Annotated in this window: 14 protein-coding genes; 4 read left to right on the top strand and 10 right to left on the bottom strand. The window is 55.5% G+C overall.

Annotation, left to right across the window (positions count from 1 at the left end; genetic code table 11):
• Positions 1-43: 43 nt before the first annotated feature.
• Positions 44-1,831 (bottom strand): pyruvate oxidase, encoded by a 1,788-nt coding sequence (gene spxB, locus OZX70_RS01105; protein WP_277181311.1) that lies wholly within the window; start codon positions 1,829-1,831, stop codon positions 44-46.
• A gap of 304 nt (positions 1,832-2,135) precedes the next feature.
• Positions 2,136-3,554 carry an MFS transporter gene (locus tag OZX70_RS01100; RefSeq protein ID WP_277181309.1) on the bottom strand — a complete coding sequence of 473 codons (1,419 nt, stop codon included), beginning with the start codon at positions 3,552-3,554 and terminating at the stop codon, positions 2,136-2,138.
• 318 nt (positions 3,555-3,872) lie between these two features.
• Here OZX70_RS01100 and OZX70_RS01095 point away from each other — a divergent pair, with 318 nt between their 5' ends.
• Entirely contained in the window at positions 3,873-4,616 is a 744-nt protein-coding gene (locus tag OZX70_RS01095) for a glucose 1-dehydrogenase (protein WP_277181307.1), read from the top strand.
• 222 nt (positions 4,617-4,838) lie between these two features.
• Here the strand turns inward: OZX70_RS01095 and rplI are convergent, their stop codons facing one another.
• From rplI to OZX70_RS01070, 5 genes are all read right to left on the bottom strand, one after another.
• A complete protein-coding gene (rplI, locus tag OZX70_RS01090) occupies positions 4,839-5,285 on the bottom strand; it encodes a 50S ribosomal protein L9 (protein WP_277181305.1) in 447 nt (148 codons plus the stop codon).
• Positions 5,286-5,301: 16 nt separating this feature from the next.
• Positions 5,302-5,550 (bottom strand): 30S ribosomal protein S18, encoded by a 249-nt coding sequence (gene rpsR / locus OZX70_RS01085; RefSeq protein WP_277143412.1) that lies wholly within the window; start codon positions 5,548-5,550, stop codon positions 5,302-5,304.
• A 57-nt stretch (positions 5,551-5,607) separates the two neighbouring features.
• Positions 5,608-6,273 carry a single-stranded DNA-binding protein gene (locus OZX70_RS01080; protein WP_277181302.1) on the bottom strand — a complete coding sequence of 222 codons (666 nt, stop codon included), beginning with the start codon at positions 6,271-6,273 and terminating at the stop codon, positions 5,608-5,610.
• Positions 6,274-6,362: 89 nt separating this feature from the next.
• The gene (gene rpsF, locus OZX70_RS01075) at positions 6,363-6,659 is read right to left on the bottom strand and encodes a 30S ribosomal protein S6 (protein ID WP_277153481.1); all 297 of its coding nucleotides are present in this window, start codon (positions 6,657-6,659) and stop codon (positions 6,363-6,365) included.
• Between the two features lie 225 nt (positions 6,660-6,884).
• Entirely contained in the window at positions 6,885-8,330 is a 1,446-nt protein-coding gene (locus OZX70_RS01070; protein ID WP_277181300.1) for a zinc ribbon domain-containing protein, read from the bottom strand.
• Positions 8,331-8,847: 517 nt separating this feature from the next.
• Between OZX70_RS01070 and OZX70_RS01065 the strand changes: the two genes are divergently transcribed.
• The 3 genes from OZX70_RS01065 (at position 8,848) to OZX70_RS01055 (ending at position 12,394) form a co-directional block, all read left to right on the top strand.
• Entirely contained in the window at positions 8,848-9,861 is a 1,014-nt protein-coding gene (locus tag OZX70_RS01065) for a ribose-phosphate diphosphokinase (RefSeq protein ID WP_277181297.1), read from the top strand.
• A 326-nt stretch (positions 9,862-10,187) separates the two neighbouring features.
• Positions 10,188-11,171 carry a ribokinase gene (locus OZX70_RS01060; protein WP_277181295.1) on the top strand — a complete coding sequence of 328 codons (984 nt, stop codon included), beginning with the start codon at positions 10,188-10,190 and terminating at the stop codon, positions 11,169-11,171.
• A gap of 176 nt (positions 11,172-11,347) precedes the next feature.
• Entirely contained in the window at positions 11,348-12,394 is a 1,047-nt protein-coding gene (locus OZX70_RS01055; RefSeq protein ID WP_277181292.1) for a LacI family DNA-binding transcriptional regulator, read from the top strand.
• Positions 12,395-12,576: 182 nt separating this feature from the next.
• Here OZX70_RS01055 and dcuC read toward each other — a convergent pair whose 3' ends face one another.
• The 3 genes from dcuC to OZX70_RS01040 form a co-directional block, all read right to left on the bottom strand.
• The gene (gene dcuC / locus OZX70_RS01050) at positions 12,577-14,007 is read right to left on the bottom strand and encodes a C4-dicarboxylate transporter DcuC (protein ID WP_277181290.1); all 1,431 of its coding nucleotides are present in this window, start codon (positions 14,005-14,007) and stop codon (positions 12,577-12,579) included.
• 48 nt (positions 14,008-14,055) lie between these two features.
• Positions 14,056-14,988 carry a ribonucleoside hydrolase RihC gene (rihC, locus tag OZX70_RS01045; protein ID WP_277181288.1) on the bottom strand — a complete coding sequence of 311 codons (933 nt, stop codon included), beginning with the start codon at positions 14,986-14,988 and terminating at the stop codon, positions 14,056-14,058.
• A gap of 384 nt (positions 14,989-15,372) precedes the next feature.
• A complete protein-coding gene (locus OZX70_RS01040) occupies positions 15,373-16,722 on the bottom strand; it encodes an MFS transporter (protein WP_277182056.1) in 1,350 nt (449 codons plus the stop codon).
• Between the last annotated feature and the right edge of the window lie 69 nt (positions 16,723-16,791).

The raw sequence follows: 16,791 nt of genomic DNA, 5'->3' as shown, positions 1-16,791 counted from the left end.
ATATCACTTGCTTATTTCTTAAGCGGCCGACAGGCATCAGAACTCAGACCGAACCGAACTGCTTCAGCGGCTCGATATGACTATCCAACCCGTGCTTGCCAAGCAACTTGCTGATGGACACCAGACCTTCTGAGTGATAGGTACGTGCGAATTCGTCGACGTCGGCCTGGGTATGGCGTTCGTCGACATCAAGCACCAGCTGCTCAACGGGCAGCGGACGGATGCCGGAGATCTTCACGTCGATGACGCTCGGACCGTCGTGGTTCGCGACCGCCTGGGCGAACGCATCGTCCAGCTCGGCGAGTGTACGGACCTCGAAGCCCTTCGCCCCCAGCGCCGTGCACGCGTCGGCATAGCTGGCGTCAATCAGATCGACACCGGAATGCGGCTGGTCGATATCATCCTGCTCACCCTCGATGAAGCCGAGCGCCTTGTTGGTCAGCACGATGTTGATAATCGGTTCGTGATACTTGACCTGCGTCAAGATGTCCTGCATGTTCATCGCGAACCCGCCGTCGCCGCTGATGGAGAAGACCTGGCGGCCGGGGTAGCTTTCCTGCGCGCCGATGGCGGCCGGCACGGCATAACCCATTGTGGCGTACCACGCGGAAGTCGAGATCTTCTGTTCCGGGCTCACCTTGAGCATGCGGTAGCCATCAATGGTCACGTTGCCGACGTCCACGGCGAAGATGGCGTCGGGCTCGGCGTTGCGGTTGATGCGCGCAAAGACGGTATCGGGCTCGAGCGGCGTCGTATCGAGGTCCTCGCGGGCGGCCGACCACTCGTTCCAATTGGCAAGATCCTCAACTATCACGTCGTAATAAGGACGCGAGTCCACGCTCGGGGCGATCTCAATCATGGCCTTCAGCATCGCCTTGGCGTCCGCCACGATGCCGAGGTCGACATGGTGACGCTTGCCGATATCGGTGGGCTTGATGGTCACCTGGATGAACTTGGCGTTCGGATGGACAAAGTAGGAGGTGAAGGGCATGTTGGTGCCGATGAACAGCACGGCATCGGCGGAGAAAGCCGCGTCCACGCCGGGTTTGGTGGCCACGCGGCCGGCGCTGCGCACGTAGGCCTTCTGGTCTTCTGGCAGCACGCCGACACCCAGCGCCGACGACATCATCGGAATCTTCATCTTGTCCGACAGGGTCACAAGCTCTTCTGCCGCGTCCTTGGCACCGGCACCGAAGTAAATCAACGGGCGTTCCGCCTCGTTCAAGATCCTGACAGCCTCAGCCACGTCCTCGCGATCAGGCTGAATGCACAGCTTTCCCTGCGAGAAATCGTGGGCGGTGGAATAGACGACATCGTCAATCGGCGCCCAACCCAAATCCTTCGGAATGACGACCACAGCGACGCCGGAATGCTCGTAAGCCTGACGGATGGCCTGATCGACGACAGCCGGCAGCTGTTCGGCGGTCATCACCGTGCGGTCATATACGGAGACATCCTCGAAAATCGGCGCTTCGTCAATCTCCTGGAAATAATCCGTGTTCATTTTCGCGGTGGGCACCTGGGCAACCAGTGCCAGTACCGGCGCATGGTCATGCTTCGCGTCATAGAGACCGTTGAGGAGGTGGACGGCACCAGGACCCGCGGAGCCGAAGCATACACCGATCTTGCCGGTGAATTTGGCCTCGCCCGCAGCGGCCAGCGCACCGGCCTCCTCGTGGCGTACCTGAATGTATTTCATGGTATCGCGCCGGTTGTGCAACGCGTTCATCGTCGAGTCGAACGACCCTCCGGGAAGCCCGAAGATATGATTCACGCCCCAATCCTCAAGTACCTTGATCATCGCGTCGGATGCATTGATTTTGTCAGCCATCGTCGGCCCCTTTCGCTTCATTGCCGTTATTGGTTCACGATGCCGGGCTGCGTTCGCGGCTCCTTCGCTCTTGCCGGAATCTCGTTTTCCTTTAAAACGTCAATCCCGTAACAGCTTCGTTAGCGGCGGACGCCTGCAAACGCTTTCGCATCGGTTGAGATAAAGAATAATGCAACGGAACGCGATTTTTGTATTACTTAAGCCCTTTCCAGCCCTAAGCGAATGTGATGAAACCTACCCTGTGACGTTCCTTGCATTATGCGGGACCGCAAGTCACGGGCCTCAGAAGTCGGGATTGTTTATACTAGACCTCTACCGGCTGTATTTGCACCGACGGATTCTTGCGTACCTTGATGGAAACCAGCGTGATGCAGAGCGCAACCAGAGCCAGCACGATCAGCAAGGCGAAGGCGTTCGTGGCGCCGGCCGCCGCCGCTGCCTTGACATTGTGCGGGATATGGACCTCACTTAAGGAAAGCGACGCGGAAAGCACGGTCGTGCCGAGCGAGCCGGCATACTGCTGCAGCACGTTGAACAGCGAGTTGAAATCGGTCTGTTGTGAACCGGAGACGAACTTGCTCGCATCCGACATCGTATTGCCGTAACCAAAATTGAAACCGGCGCGCAGGAACATATAAAGAAGTGTCAGAATCACTACGGTCGCCTTGCCAGCCATCGCCCACAAAGCGGTCGCCCCGATGATTAGCGAGATGTTGGAGACCAGCAGCACCAGCGTAGGCCCTCGGCGGTCGTAGAGCTTGCCGACAAACGGAGCGATGAAGGCGCCTAGCAGAGAACCCGGGAGAAGCATCAGGCCAGCTGCCAGCGAATCGATACCAAGGAAGTTCTCGGCGAAAACCGGGAGCAGGAAGGAGCTGCCGATGTTGATGAACTGGAGAATGGCGTAGTTCGCACCGCGCAGACCCACGATGGACTTTTTAAAGAGGCGCAGGTTGAGCAGCGGGGACTTGAACGTAAGGCAACGCCAGATAAAGAGAGCAAGCAGAACTGCCGCCACACAAATGGCGATGGCCACTTTGTACGACCAACCGCCGCCGGCGCCAAACTGGTCGAAAATCTCGGTGAAGCTGACCATGAAGAAGCTCAGCAGCACCAGCCCGATGGCATCGAACGACTTACCGGCCCCTTCCGCTTTCAGGCGCAGATTGGCCTCGCCCAAAATCCACGCAACGATGAGCAACGGCAACGTGAACACAAAAATGACGCGCCAGGAGAAGTAGTAATTGATAAGCCCGCCGTAAGTGGGGCCGAGCGCAGGCGCGAAGGATGTGACCATGTTCGCCACGCCGACGTACGTACCGCGCCGGCTGACCGGCACCAGCGCAAGGATGACATTGATCATCAAAGGTGTGGAGATGCCTGTGGCAGCGGCCTGAAGCAGACGGCCGAGCAGCAGAAGCCAGTAGTTCAGCGGCAGGCAGCACAGAACCGTGCCTACGATGCTCACGACGACGGCGCAGCGGAAAAGCAGGCGGGCGTCGAAACGTTTGAGCAGGAACGAAGAGGTGCTCATCACGATGGTCACCATCAACAAGTAGCCGGAAGTCAGAAGCTGGATGGTCGAAAGCGGCAGGCCGAATTCGCGGGTCATCGTCGGAAAAGTGACGTTAAGAGAAGTCTCGGTCAATATTCCGGTAAACGAAAGCAGGGCTGCTGCCGCAATGGATAGTTTTGTCTGTGTGGAAACACGTTCTTCTTGCAAGTTCTTTCAACCTCAATGCACTTTGCCAGTCAGGCACTCCAGGGGTTTGGCAACAATTGGCGCGCCCCGACCCCCCAGACGCGCAACTAACTTATTATACGCCGATGGCCGCAATCGCTTCAAACCAGAGCGAACAGAATTTTCGCCACTAATAGGTCTTCGAGGATTACAAAACGATAAAAATATCTATATATTGAAAAAGCTTGGTCTGCAGTACTGGCAGCGAATTATCCATTGTTCTATTCTAATAACAAAAATAGAGGAAATCCAAGTGCTAAGCTGGTTATGAAAGTAACCGAACAACAAAGAGGTTAGATTATGGTAGATCGTCTTAATGACAAAGTCGCACTGGTTTCAGGTGGAGCTTCTGGCATAGGCTTGGCCATCGCGAAGAAGTTCGTGGACGAAGGCGCACAGGTCGCCCTCGGCGACATCAACGCGGAAAGCGGCGAGAAAGTCGCCGCAGAACTCGGCGAAAACGCCATGTTCGTCACGCTTGACGTCACCAAGGAAGAAATGTGGGAGCAGGCGTTCAAGGACGTCATCGCCAAATTCGGCAAGGTCAACGTCGTGGTCAACAACGCCGGCATCGGCGATCAGTACAACGTCGAGAACATGCCGCTGGATTATTGGAACAAAATCGTCGCCATCAATGGCACGGGCATGTTCCTCGGCACCAAGCACGGCGTGCGCAACATCAAGAACTACGGCGGCGGCTCCATCATCAACATGTGCTCGATCGAGGGTCTGGTCGGCGAATCCTTCGCTGTAGGCTATGACTTCACCAAGGGCGGCGTGCGCCTGATGACCAAGTCCGCGGCACTGTACTGCGCCGAAGAGAAGCTCAACATCCGCGTGAACACCATTCACCCCGGATACATCCACACCCCGATGGTCGATCCTTCGCCTGATCTGGTGAAGCTTGAAGAGTCCAAGACCCCGATGGGCCACCTGGGCGAGCCTGAGGACATCGCCAATCTGGCCGTGTTCCTGGCCAGCGACGAGTCCAAGTTCTCCACGGGCTCCGAGTTCGTGGCTGACGGCGGCTACACCGCTCAGTGATTTCGGCGATTGGCAGCTTGACTGCGTTGACTATAGTAAGTCGGCGCAAGGTGTAAGTCGCTGATTGATTTCAAAGGGCCGAATCCAGCAGAGTTATTCTGATTCTGTTGGATTCGGCCCTTTTGCATTGCCCGCGCATACGAAAACCCGCCGGCACGATGTGCACGACGGGTTTTCTGCTTAAGCTTGCGGTTTTTCAACCGATATAAACACAGGCCGGAATTACTCGGCAACGACCTTCACGGTGAAGTTAGCGGAGATTTCGGGGTGCAGGGCCACGGTGGCGGGGAACTCGCCGGTGGTCTTGATGGTCTCGACCTTGATCGCCTTCGGATCGACGGCGGCCTTGGATTCCAGAGCGGAAGCGATGTCCATGGTGGAGATGCCGCCGAACAGCTTGCCGGACTCGGAGACCTTGGCGCTGAGCTCGACGACGGTGCCGTCGATGGCGGCCTTGGCGGCCACGGCGTCTTCACGGGTGGCCACGGACTTGGCCAGACGTGCGCGCTTCATCGCTTCGATTTGCGTTGCTGCGCCCTTGCTCCACGCGAAGGCGAGGCCCTGCGGGATCAGGTAGTTGCGTGCGTATCCGGACTTGACCTCGACGACGTCACCGGAGTGACCGAGGTTGGAGACGGACTTGGTAAGAATAACCTTAGTTTCAGCCATTGTTCGTATCCTCCTATCAGCGGCCGTTGGTGGCGTACGGAAGCAGAGCCATCTCGCGCGCGTTCTTGATGGCACGGGAAATCTCACGCTGTTCCTGGATGGTCACGCCGGTGATGCGACGCGAACGGATCTTGCCGCGATCGGAGATGAACTTGCGCAGCAGCGCAGTGTCCTTGTAATCGATCTCGGTGATCTTCGCAGCCTTCAGCGGATTCGGCTTTTTCTTGAACGGCTTGACTGGTGGTTTTGGCCTTTTACGTGACATATCAATGTCTCCTTAACACTTATCAACGTCTATTTGTTTGATGCTTCTTGCGTTTCGCTAGAACTCAGGCTCGTCGGAATCCCCACCAAAATCGGAGCTGCCTCCGAAACTCGAGAATCCATCGCCGGAATTGCTGGAGCTGCCCCACGGATCGGCTGCGGGAGCCTGGGACTGGCCGCCTTGCTGGGTCTGCCCAGCAGAGGCGCCACCCGAGTAGCCTGCGCCACCCTGGTATCCGCCGTTGCCGCCATTTCCGCCGGCATTGTAGCCGCCGCTGTAACCGCCACCATTGTTGCCGGCGCCGCCGTTATAGCCTCCGTTGTTGCGGGAACCACCCTGGAACCCGCCGTTCGAAGAGGACTGGCGTTGCACCTGGGCGGTGGCATAGCGCAGGGACGGGCCGATCTCGTCGACCGTCATCTCCACGACCGTGCGGTTCGTCCCGTCATTGGCGGTGTACGAACGCTGCTGCAGGCGGCCCTGGGCGATCACGCGCATGCCCTTGGAAAGCGAGGAAGCGCAATGGTCGGCCATATCCCGCCACGCCGAACAGCGCATGAAGAGGGCGTTGCCGTCCTCCCACTGGTTCGTGTTGCGGTTATAGGTCCGCGGAGTCGAGGCGATAGTGAAACTCGCGACGGACGCCCCGCTGCCGATAGTGCGCAGCTCCGGGTCGGCCGTAAGGTTGCCGATAATCGTGATAACCGTATCTCCTGCTGCCATGACGTGCCTTCCTGACCAGCTTTTGGCTTTTGTCGATAACGCTAAAGCGAAAAGCAAATAGACTAAAATTTAATATTTCCTAAACGGAATTACTTGACATCCTTGCGAAGAATCTTCGTGCGGATTACGGACTCGTTCAGGTTCAGGACGCGGTCCAGTTCATCGTTCGTTGCTGGCTCGCAGCTGTAGTTGACCACGACGTAGTTGCCTTCGGTCTTGCCATCGATTTCATAGGCAAGCTTGCGGCGTCCCCAGATATCAGGGTCGGAAACGGAACCGCCCTCTTTGGTGACGATTTCCATATACTCATCGGTCAGCTTCTTCAGGGCTCTTTCGTCAAGCTCCGGATCGGCGATGAACATCAGTTCATACTTGTGTGCAGACATCACCCACCTCCTTCGGACTAAAGTCGGCCGCGGTCTTTCCGCGACAGGAGTGTGTATGCGTGCCATCTCACGGCGCAAACCCGCGCCAGACATAGCTTTTCAATAATACGGGCGGGTTGAGACAGCAAAACCTCAATCGAATAAGCCGAAGACGGCGGGCGGGTTTGCTGGCATTGCAATGAATGCACCGCGCTGTCTTCGGCTTTTATCGTCGATGCTACAGGATCAGCTGACGATCTTGACCCCTTTGGCGCCGGGTTGATCGAGCATCACTCTTGTCGGCAGGCTCTTGCCGTCAGGGGCCATCTGCAGCATGAAGGTTTCAGTCAAGTGGTTGTCGGGATCAACATAACACAATCCGTCATATGTTTTGTCATACACTTGATATGGTCTGGCCATCCCCGTAAGATTCTCGCCGTATTTGCCCTCCCCCCACTTAAGAGAATACGTATCCACAGGTTCTTTCGATACTTTCGAACCCCCCGGCACGTCTTCGAGAGCCTGCTCAGTGTAACTCCCATAGGAATCGATATCGGGGTTAGGTTTTACACCTTCTGATGGCGTTACATCTTCTATCCGTAAGTTCCCACCGGAAAACTGCACATGCTCCAGCTTGGTGACATTCCCTGTGTCGTCGGTTTCAATGGACAGTTTATACGCGCCCGGTTCCGGAGCCCGATACTTGAACGTCTTCAAATTGGCCATCGATGCCTTCACATCCGCCATTTCCCGTTTGCATCCCGGATCGGCTTTGGAAGTAGAACCAGCGGATTGAGTGTCATCAGTAGTGGCAGTACAATAGGGACTGTTGGATTGAACGTGCTGTTGCAATCTATCAAGCCTCTTTTGCAATTGGTCGCTGTACATTTTTATTGTGGATTCAAAATTCTTTCGGTCCCATTGCCTAATTTTTTGGAGAAGCTGACCGCTCTTCACTCCCTTGAGATCGGAATAGTTGAACGCCCGATATTTTCCGTATGCAGTCCCATACCGAGTCACCTTGCCCTTGTCGAACACCAAAACGTACGGAGCGGTAGTCTTGGTAGGCTCCTTATCGCTGACAAACCAGATGCTCTGCCCACGCTTCAGCAGCTGTGAAAGCCCATACGTCTTCATGTCGTCCGAATTGGACGACTTCTTTGGCTGCGAAGTGATTTTCGGATTGCCACCATTCGAGGTCGGCTTCGACGACCGATGCAGATTGAACGCTACCGTCGCCACGACGATGAGCACGACCGCCACCACTGCGGCGATGACGACGGTCAGCTTTTTCTTGGAGTCCTGAGGCGACGGATTGGCGCCGGCCGCCGGCTGTCCCGAATTGCCGCTCGGCATGGGAAGAGCAGGCACAGGCACGGGTGCCGACGCAGGTACGGACGCAGATGAGGATCCAGCCGCAGGAACAGGCGCGGATGCCGACGTTTGCATCGGTGTCGTTTCAGACGCGGCGTTGGCCGAGCCAGTGGCACCAGCGGCAGTGGCCCTGCTAACCAACCGTTGGCCACAAACGGTGCAAAAACTCATGTCTGACGTCACCGAAGCCCCGCAATTCGGGCAACGTTGCACGCTGGACGATTGCACACCTGCCACCTTATTTTGCGCCTCACCACACATTTTACAGAACGCGTCCCCGTCCTGCACCATACTTCCGCACTTATTGCAACGATGCATTTTCTTTTTCTCCCCTCTTATCGGTAACCATGATACCGTCTGTCAGTATCGTTCTCCACAAAATACAATATTTCGTCTATCTGCAAGCCGCAAAACCGATCAGCAGCAATGCCCCGCACGCCAGAGCCGCCATTCTCTTCTGTGACGAATTTCTCATCCGCTTTCTCCTCTAAATATCTCACGCTTCCATGAAGCGAAAAATCCCAGTTTTTTTATCACTCAATCTAAACGTTAATGGACTTGGCGGGAAAGGATCTGGCAGAATCCAACTATTCATTTATTCCAAAAATGACGATATATCACGATGTTTGCCTCCTGCGAACGCACGGACCGGATCTGCTGTCAACCGATACCGAAAACTCCCAAATCCACATCCAACGCACCACTGCGGATTTTCGCAGGGGCGGCTGTATCATAGAAGAGGTTTCTTATCATCCGTCTTTGCCTTATTGGGGTTTTGGATCCGGCCGCCGGATCGGGGATCCGAACGCAAAGTCAATATATTGGAAGGCGAGATATGTCGGCGATTCTCGAAGGAAAGCCCAAAAAACGACTGGCATTGGTGACAGGTCGGGCGTATCCGGAACAAGCAGCGGCCACGGCCGAATGCCTTGGTACCGTGCCGCTGGAGACCACAGCCTACGACTTTGCCAATGGCGAGATGTACGTGCGCTATACCGAGCCGGTACGCGGCGCGGACGTCTTCGTGCTGCAATCGCACACCGACCCGATCAACAAGTGGATCATGGAGCAGCTGCTGATGCTCGACGCTCTGAAGCGTGCATCGGCCCGTTCCATCACCGTCGTCGCGCCATTCCTCGGCTATTCGCGTCAAGACAAGAAGGGCCTGGGCCGCGAACCCATCACCGCCCGTCTGATGTTCGATCTTTTCCAGACGGCCGGCGCCGACCGAATCATGACCGTCGACCTGCACGCCTCGCAGGAGCAGGGCTTCTTCGACGGGCCGGTCGACCACTTGACCGCGATGCCGGTGCTGCTCGATTACGTACGCGGCTCGATGCCACTTGAAAACGCGACCATCGTCTCTCCCGACGCAGGACGTATCAAGGTCTCCGAGCGCTGGGCCGCCAAGCTCGGCGGGCTGCCGCTGGCCTTCATCCATAAGACCCGCGACGTCACGCGTCCGAACCACGCCGTAGCCCATGGCATCATCGGCGAGGTGCGCGAGCGCGATTGCGTGGTGGTCGACGACATGATCGACACCGCCGGCACCATCTGCGAGGCCGTGCGCACCCTGCGTGAGGCCGGCGCGAAATCCGTAACGCTCGTTGCCACCCATGGGCTCTTGTCTGGACCGGCGATCGAACGCCTCAAGAACTGCGGCGCCCGCGAAATCGTCTTGATGGACACCGTGCCGATTCCCGAGGAGAAGCGCCTGCCCAACATGACCGTGCTCTCCATCGCCCCGCTTCTTGCCGCAGGCATCCGCTCGGTCTTCGAATCCGGTTCGGTCTCCGGCCTGATGGAAGGCCTCCCCGACGACATGCACCCTCACAGCATCTATGCGTAAAACGACAATTGCTGCATAGGCAAATTTGGAGAAAAGAGGCTGTCATTTTGGCAGCCTCTTTGTGTGTATCATTCCCAGAAATCCTCTACGTATAGTTTCATTTGTGGTTGCGACGCCAAAAGCCACACAACGTCACAAACGCAATCTTGCATTGCAAACGATACGCCCAGGAAGCGAATCATGTCGCATTCACATGCAAGCTACCAAATTCTATGCAGACTCACCACACTTGACTTCTATGATAAAGCGTTTTACCATATAATCGAACTGAATACAAAACGTTAAAAGACTTGTTGTGGTTTGAGGTAACGCGAAACGAGGATGAGATGAACGTAAAGGCCCTTCCCCTGCTGGATAATATTTCAGGATCAATCAGCATTGTGGGGTCAATGAACGCCGACTATACGGTCACAGCCAAGCGCCTGCCGAAGCCCGGCGAGACCATCGCCGGAGGCCCGCTGCGCATTCTTCCCGGTGGCAAGTCCGGCAACCAAGCCGCCGCTGCCGCGAGAATCGGCGCGAACGTCAATATGTTCGGGGCCGTGGGAAGCGATGCAAACGCTGATTTTCTGCTTGGCAAACTCAATGACGCCGGCGTAGACACCTCACACGTCCGCCATGCCGACGGCGCAAGCGGCACGACCGTAATAACCGTCGACGATAACGGCGAAAACACTATCGTCTATTCGGCGGGTTCAAACGCAACCGTCAGCACCGACTACATCGAAAGCCAGAAAGACGTGCTGCTCAAGTCGTCGGTGCTCGGCCTATGCCTGGAAAGTCCAATCGAAACCGTCACCGCCACGGCGAAAATGTGCCACGATGCCGGCATCAAGGTGCTTTTGAACGACTCCCCCTTCACTGACAAGCTGCCGTATGAACTCGTCGAATATTCTGATATCCTTCTGGTCAACGAACACGAGATGGCGCAACTGCTGAATATCGCCGAACCGAAGAATGGCGATTGGCTGGGTATGGACTGGAACTATATCGCGCAGACCATGCATGATTTCGGTTTCAAGCAGGCTGTCGTTACTCTCGGCGGCAACGGTGCCATCGTTATCGAAGAAGACCGTACCTACCGCGTTGACGCCGCGAAAATCGAGGCCGTCGACACCACCGGTTGCGGCGACGCCTTCATGGGTACCCTGCTTGCGGGCCTCTCCTCCGACTTCTCACTTAGCGATTCCGCCTCGCTGGCCTCATACGTGGCCGCCTACGCCGCGACCAGCTACGGTGCGCAGGCTTCTTACGGCACCAGCGAACAAATCAAGGCGTTCTTTTCAAAAGCAAGCATCCCAACAAAGTAATTGCTGCAAAATCTCTTGTTTCGCACTCACTTGATTACCATCATTTTCGCGGTTAAAATGCCCTTACATAATAGTGAAACGTTTTGTCACGGCTTATAGAGCGGCTTTGATACCATTTTTACGTTATTTTTCGTCGCCTAAGTCGCGATAACCATCATCGTGTAGGAATGGGAACAATGAGCAATCGCACAACATTGCGTGATGTTGCAAAAGCCACAGGAGTCTCGATAACCACCGTTTCGCTGGTACTCAACAACCATCCGACACGAGTTTCAGAAGAAAAACGTGAGCTTATCAAACGCAAGGCTAGCGAACTCAATTACGTACCAAACCAGACCGCTCGTAGTCTAGTCACTAAACGCTCGATGCTGCTGGCGCTTTTGGTCCCCGATATCGAAAACCTTTTCTTTGCGTCTTTGGCCAAGGAAATCGAGGACGAATGCAGCACGGACGGCTATTCACTGATTATTGCCAATTCAAACGATTCCAAAAACACCGAACGTCAACTGCTTCAACAGTTTGAGGCACGCAATATCGACGGGCTTTTCCTGATTCCTTCCAGCGAATCAACCAAGGATTCCACCGATTTACGCAGCGAAGTAGCACAGATGAGCTGCCCGGTCGTACTGACTGACCGTTTGGTACGGGAGCAGTGGTGCGACGCGGCGGGTTCAGACAACTATCAGGGCGGCCAGCTTGCAGCACGCCTTTTCGTCGAAGCTGGCCACACTCATATCGCTTGCATTTCCGGCCGCCATGACAACGGAAACGCAGAAGCTCGCAAGGCAGGTTTCGTTGACGAGCTAGGCAAAAACCACATCACCATCGACCCGCAACTCGATTGCTACGGAGCTTACCGTTTCGATGGCGGCTATCAGACCGCCGACCGCATTCTCGATTCCGGAGCCACTGCGGTGTTCTGCTGCAACGACCTGATGGCGCTGGGATTTTCAAAACGAGCCGAGGAACGCAACCTGTCCATTCCCGAAGACATTTCCCTGATCGGTTACGATAATGTCCTCAACAGCCTCGGCATCGCCTCAAATCTGACCACCATCGACCAGGACATCCCCCAGCTTGCAAAATCGTGTCACGCCTACATGATGAACCGAATCAAGCAGAAGGCGTCCAAACTCAGCCCGGCTCCGTGGCTAAACGACCCCCAGACTTCATTGCTTAAGCCAAAAATGATTATCAAAGGGTCCGTCAGAACCGTAAAATAACAGTTCAGAATTTTGCCGCAACGCTACGGCAGCATTTCTATTTGCTCTACAACAAAGCGGACGGCCGAATACCTACACTCTGCGTTTACAGAGCCGAGATGTCCGGCCATCCGTTTTATTTGTTCGGTTGTATTATCCGCGCAAACCAAGCTATACAGCTATAGCGCCTATAGCGACGAGGTTCACGCACCCATCGGCAGGAAGATGAGCATCGAAAGGACGAACATCACCACGACGCCAGCAATCATAGGAACACTGGTACGGCGAACGATCTCGAGCGGGCTCTTCTTCACGGAACCAGCAACGATCATGACTACAGCCGAAACCGGGGAAACCGCACGAAGCAGGTTGCCAGCCAGACCCATCGGCAGCGAGACAGCAAGCACGTTGATGCCAGCAGCGGCTGCGAGCGGAACCATAAGCGGAACCATCGCGAAGAACAGCGCGGTGCCGGAGCCAGAGAGCAGCACAATCAGAGCGCTCAGAGCCACAAGGATGAGCGGCAGGACGAAGCCCATGCCAGATCCGTGCAGGCCGGTCATAGCGGATTGCAGAGCATTGATCAGGCCAATGGACTTGAGGCCCACAACGAAGACGGATGCAGCGACCAGAAGCGCGACTATCGGCATCGCGTTGCCCATGCCTTTGAAGAAGCTGTCGGTGCCGGCAAGCGTTTCCTTGCCCTTACGGGTGCGAATAAGCTCGCACAGAATCGCAATGACGAAGGAAAGGATGGAGGCAAGCTCAACAGTGATATTGATCTTGGTGCCGGCGATAGAGTTGATAGCGAAGACCACCAGCAACATGATGATTGGCAGCAGCGGCAGAATCGCATAGACCGTGCGGAACAGATGCCCGCCTTCAACGAGCTTGACGTCCTTGACGTCAGCGGAGGCAAGACCCGTGGTCTCGGGGTGACGCTTGTCCATGAACTTCTGCCAGAAGTAATGCACAATGGCAATGATGAGCAGCGTTGGCACCGAAACGAGGACGTGATAGCGGAAGACGTAATCGCTTGCAGTCATGCCGGCGAACTTTGCAGTCTTGGCCAGCTCAGCGGCAATGGCCACGTTGTCGGAGCCAAGCGGGGTCGGCATGATCGTTGCAGTGGTCGCGATGACGGCCGCGGCGCTCAGCGTCGACATGCCGGCTTGGATAAGCACCGGGAAGAGGGTCGCCAACAAGATGATGGCAAGGTTGGACGCACTTGGAATCACCAGGGACAGCAGGTTGCCCAGCAGGAAGGTGATCGGCACAAGGATATAGGCGGACTTGATGTGCCCAATCGGCTTGGCGAGCACGGAGACCGTGACCTCGTTGGCGCCGATATGGGACATGTAAGCGGTATAACCGCCGAGAATCAGGATGATGAAGCCCGCTGAAACCAACGTGCTGACGAATTGATCGCCCACAACCTTGAACGGGTCGAGCCAAGTCACGCCGCTCGAAACGAATTTCTCAAAAGCGATCGGCTTGCCCATCAGCAAGGCTACGAACATCAGCAGGATGCCGATAAGGAACAGCGAGATCTTGATGTCCATCTTTTTGATGAGCATGAAGATGACCACTGCGACCGCAACGATCGCAGCGATATACATTATTGCCATTTGCATTGTTGGATTTCTTTCTTTTCTTCTATATGAAAATCTCTAGTCGAGCACTCAGTCGCAGCGTTCGATAGCCTTCATGAACCACTCGCAGAAGCGCTGCGAATCTACGCCTGTGGTAACAGTCGCGTTCGGTTCCTTCTTGAGGTAACCCTTCAGATCGACCACGGTGCAGCCCTGAGTCAGCTCGCCGGAGGTCTCGACATCGACGAATGCATCTTCCATTGTGAACAGGTCCGGCTGCAGGATGCAGGCGATGGCGCAGGGGTCATACATCTTCAGCCCCGTGCCAAAGCTGCGCTTGCGGTAACGCTGGAAGAGGTCGTGGGCCATGTGGCCGACCTTACCCATGGTGTCCATGCGAGCCGTCTCCTCGGGCGGAATCGCGGTGCCCATGCCCGCGTCAAGCGTCGCCATGGTGACGTGGATACCCGACTTCAGTACGATCTTGGCGGCTTCCGGGTCGACATACACATTGAATTCTGCCATTACACCCTTGTTGCCACGGGTCACGGAGCCACCCATCGTCACAATCTCGGAAATGTGGGCCTTGACTTCGGGATAGGCCTTAAGCAACAGGGCTACGTTGGTCAACGGGCCAATGGTGACCAGGGTAATCGGCTTGTCACTGGACATCAGCACGTTGCGCATCGCATCGACCGAGTTTTCTTTGAGCAGCAGATCCTTGCGCGGTTCAGGGAAATCGAACCCTTCCATGCCGGTTTTGCCGTGAATATCGCTGGCATCCTCGAATTTGTGAATCAACGGCTCTGCCGCTCCCCTGGCGATCGGCACATCCTTGCCGAAATACGTTAGGAGCTTCTCCGCGTTCAGCGTCGTTGCGTCGAGGCCGACGTTGCCGGCTACTGTGCTGATGAGCTTGACATCCAGCGTCGGGTCGTACAGTGCAATCGCGATGGCGACCGCATCATCGATGCCGGGATCGGTGTCGATAATAATCGGCGTTACCGTATCAGCTTGTGTCATGATATCAATCAATCCTTTGTAAGAAAAATTCTGCAAACACCACCAAATTATATTGTGATGTTTTCTGTCCTTTCGTCATGGTTTAACGTTTTATCATTTGGCCAAAACCTATGATAAAGCGTTAAACCATTTTTGTCAAAATCAATAACGCCATAAAAATAACCAATCACTATTGTTGCAGAATGTGAATGGAGCATTACCGAACGTTACCGAAACACAAACGAAAATGCAGATTACCATATACCATCCAAAAAGCAAACCTGCAAACCCGGTTTCACCGCGGAAAACAAAAGGACGAAGCCAGGTGATTAGACCTGACTTCGTCCCTGAAAACCCTTAGGTTACGGGGCAGTTACGCCCTGCAACCCAAAGCTTTCAATCGCATCACTTGTCCTGAGCGTAGATCTTCTTATTGAAGACGAAGTAGACAACCAACGCGATCACAATAAGCACCGCGTCAAGCAGGAACAGGTTGGCATAGTTGGCGGCCAGACCGGTGGTTCCGTTGATGCTGCCGGCTTGGAGGGCCGGGGAATTCATGAAACCGCCGATGACGGCAATACCGATGGAACTGGAGACGTTCATAGCCAGATCGTTCATACCGACGCCACGGCCGGACTGATCCTTGGGCAACGTGCCAAGCACCGTGGAGACCAGTGGGGAGTATAGGAAGCCGCCACCGCCATAGTAGATGCATGCAGCAAGCGTCATCGCAAACGGTCCGAGATTCATGCAGAAAATCTCGAGCACAAAGCCCAGAATCTTCATGCAGGCCGCCACGATGATGGCGGTGCGGGTGCCAATCTTGCCCACAATCCAACCGGAGCAAATGCCCACGGTGGCACCGACCACGAAGCCCCATACCAAGTAGGTGGAGACCTGCGAGGTGGACATGTGGAACACCTTGACGAAGATGCCGTTGAACAGCGGGGAGAAGGTGTAGTTCGGCAGATAGAGCAGCAGCATAAGAGAAATGGCCATGAGCCAGCGCTTGTTGTGGAAGAAGGCTGGGGTGATGAAGGGGTGCGAGGCCTTGTGAATATAGACTGCGAACACCACGAACAGCAGCACGGACACGCCGATCATCCACCAGCTCTTGTAGGAGAAGAAGAGGGTGATGAAGGCTACGGCAGTGCCGAAGATGATGAAGCCAAGGGCGTCCACCTTCTCACCATTGCCGGTCTTGTTCGGCAGATTATGCAGCAATAGTGGCAGGAAGAAGATCGTGATTGCGGGAATCAGGAACAGATACTGCCAGTGGATCGAGGTCAGGAAACCGGCCGCGAACACTCCGATGGCAGCGGAGACCTGATAACCGGCGGTAAAGATGCCGAAGAAGATGACCTTCAGCGAATCCTTGAGATACTTGGTGGCCACGACCAGATAGACCGAACCAGCCACCTGTTCACCGGCTGTCTGGATGGACCTGGCAATGATAACCGTCCAGATGTTGGCATTGAAGAAGAAATTACCGAAGAATCCCAACAGGGAGCCGGCAACGAGCAAAGTAATGCCTACCACGACAAGCTTCTTCAACGACACGAAGTCACCGAGCGAGCCGTAGACGAAGCAGACGATGCCCAGCACGATGCTCGGGATGGCGGTAATCAGCGAGGCCTGCTGCGGAGCACCAACGGCCTCGCCGATCTGTTGGAAGACCATATTGAAGCCCTGCAGGCACAGCGTACCTAGGACGAAGGTGATAAGCAGCGGAATCAGGGCCTTCACGGCCATATCGCTGGTTATCTCGGAATCTTTTGCATCAGGTGCCGCAACCTTTTGATCCGGCGCCGAGGATGATGA

It is taken from the genome of Bifidobacterium sp. ESL0732, assembly GCF_029395535.1.
Taxonomy (GTDB): domain Bacteria; phylum Actinomycetota; class Actinomycetes; order Actinomycetales; family Bifidobacteriaceae; genus Bifidobacterium.
This window is presented reverse-complemented; position numbering and strand designations above follow the sequence as displayed.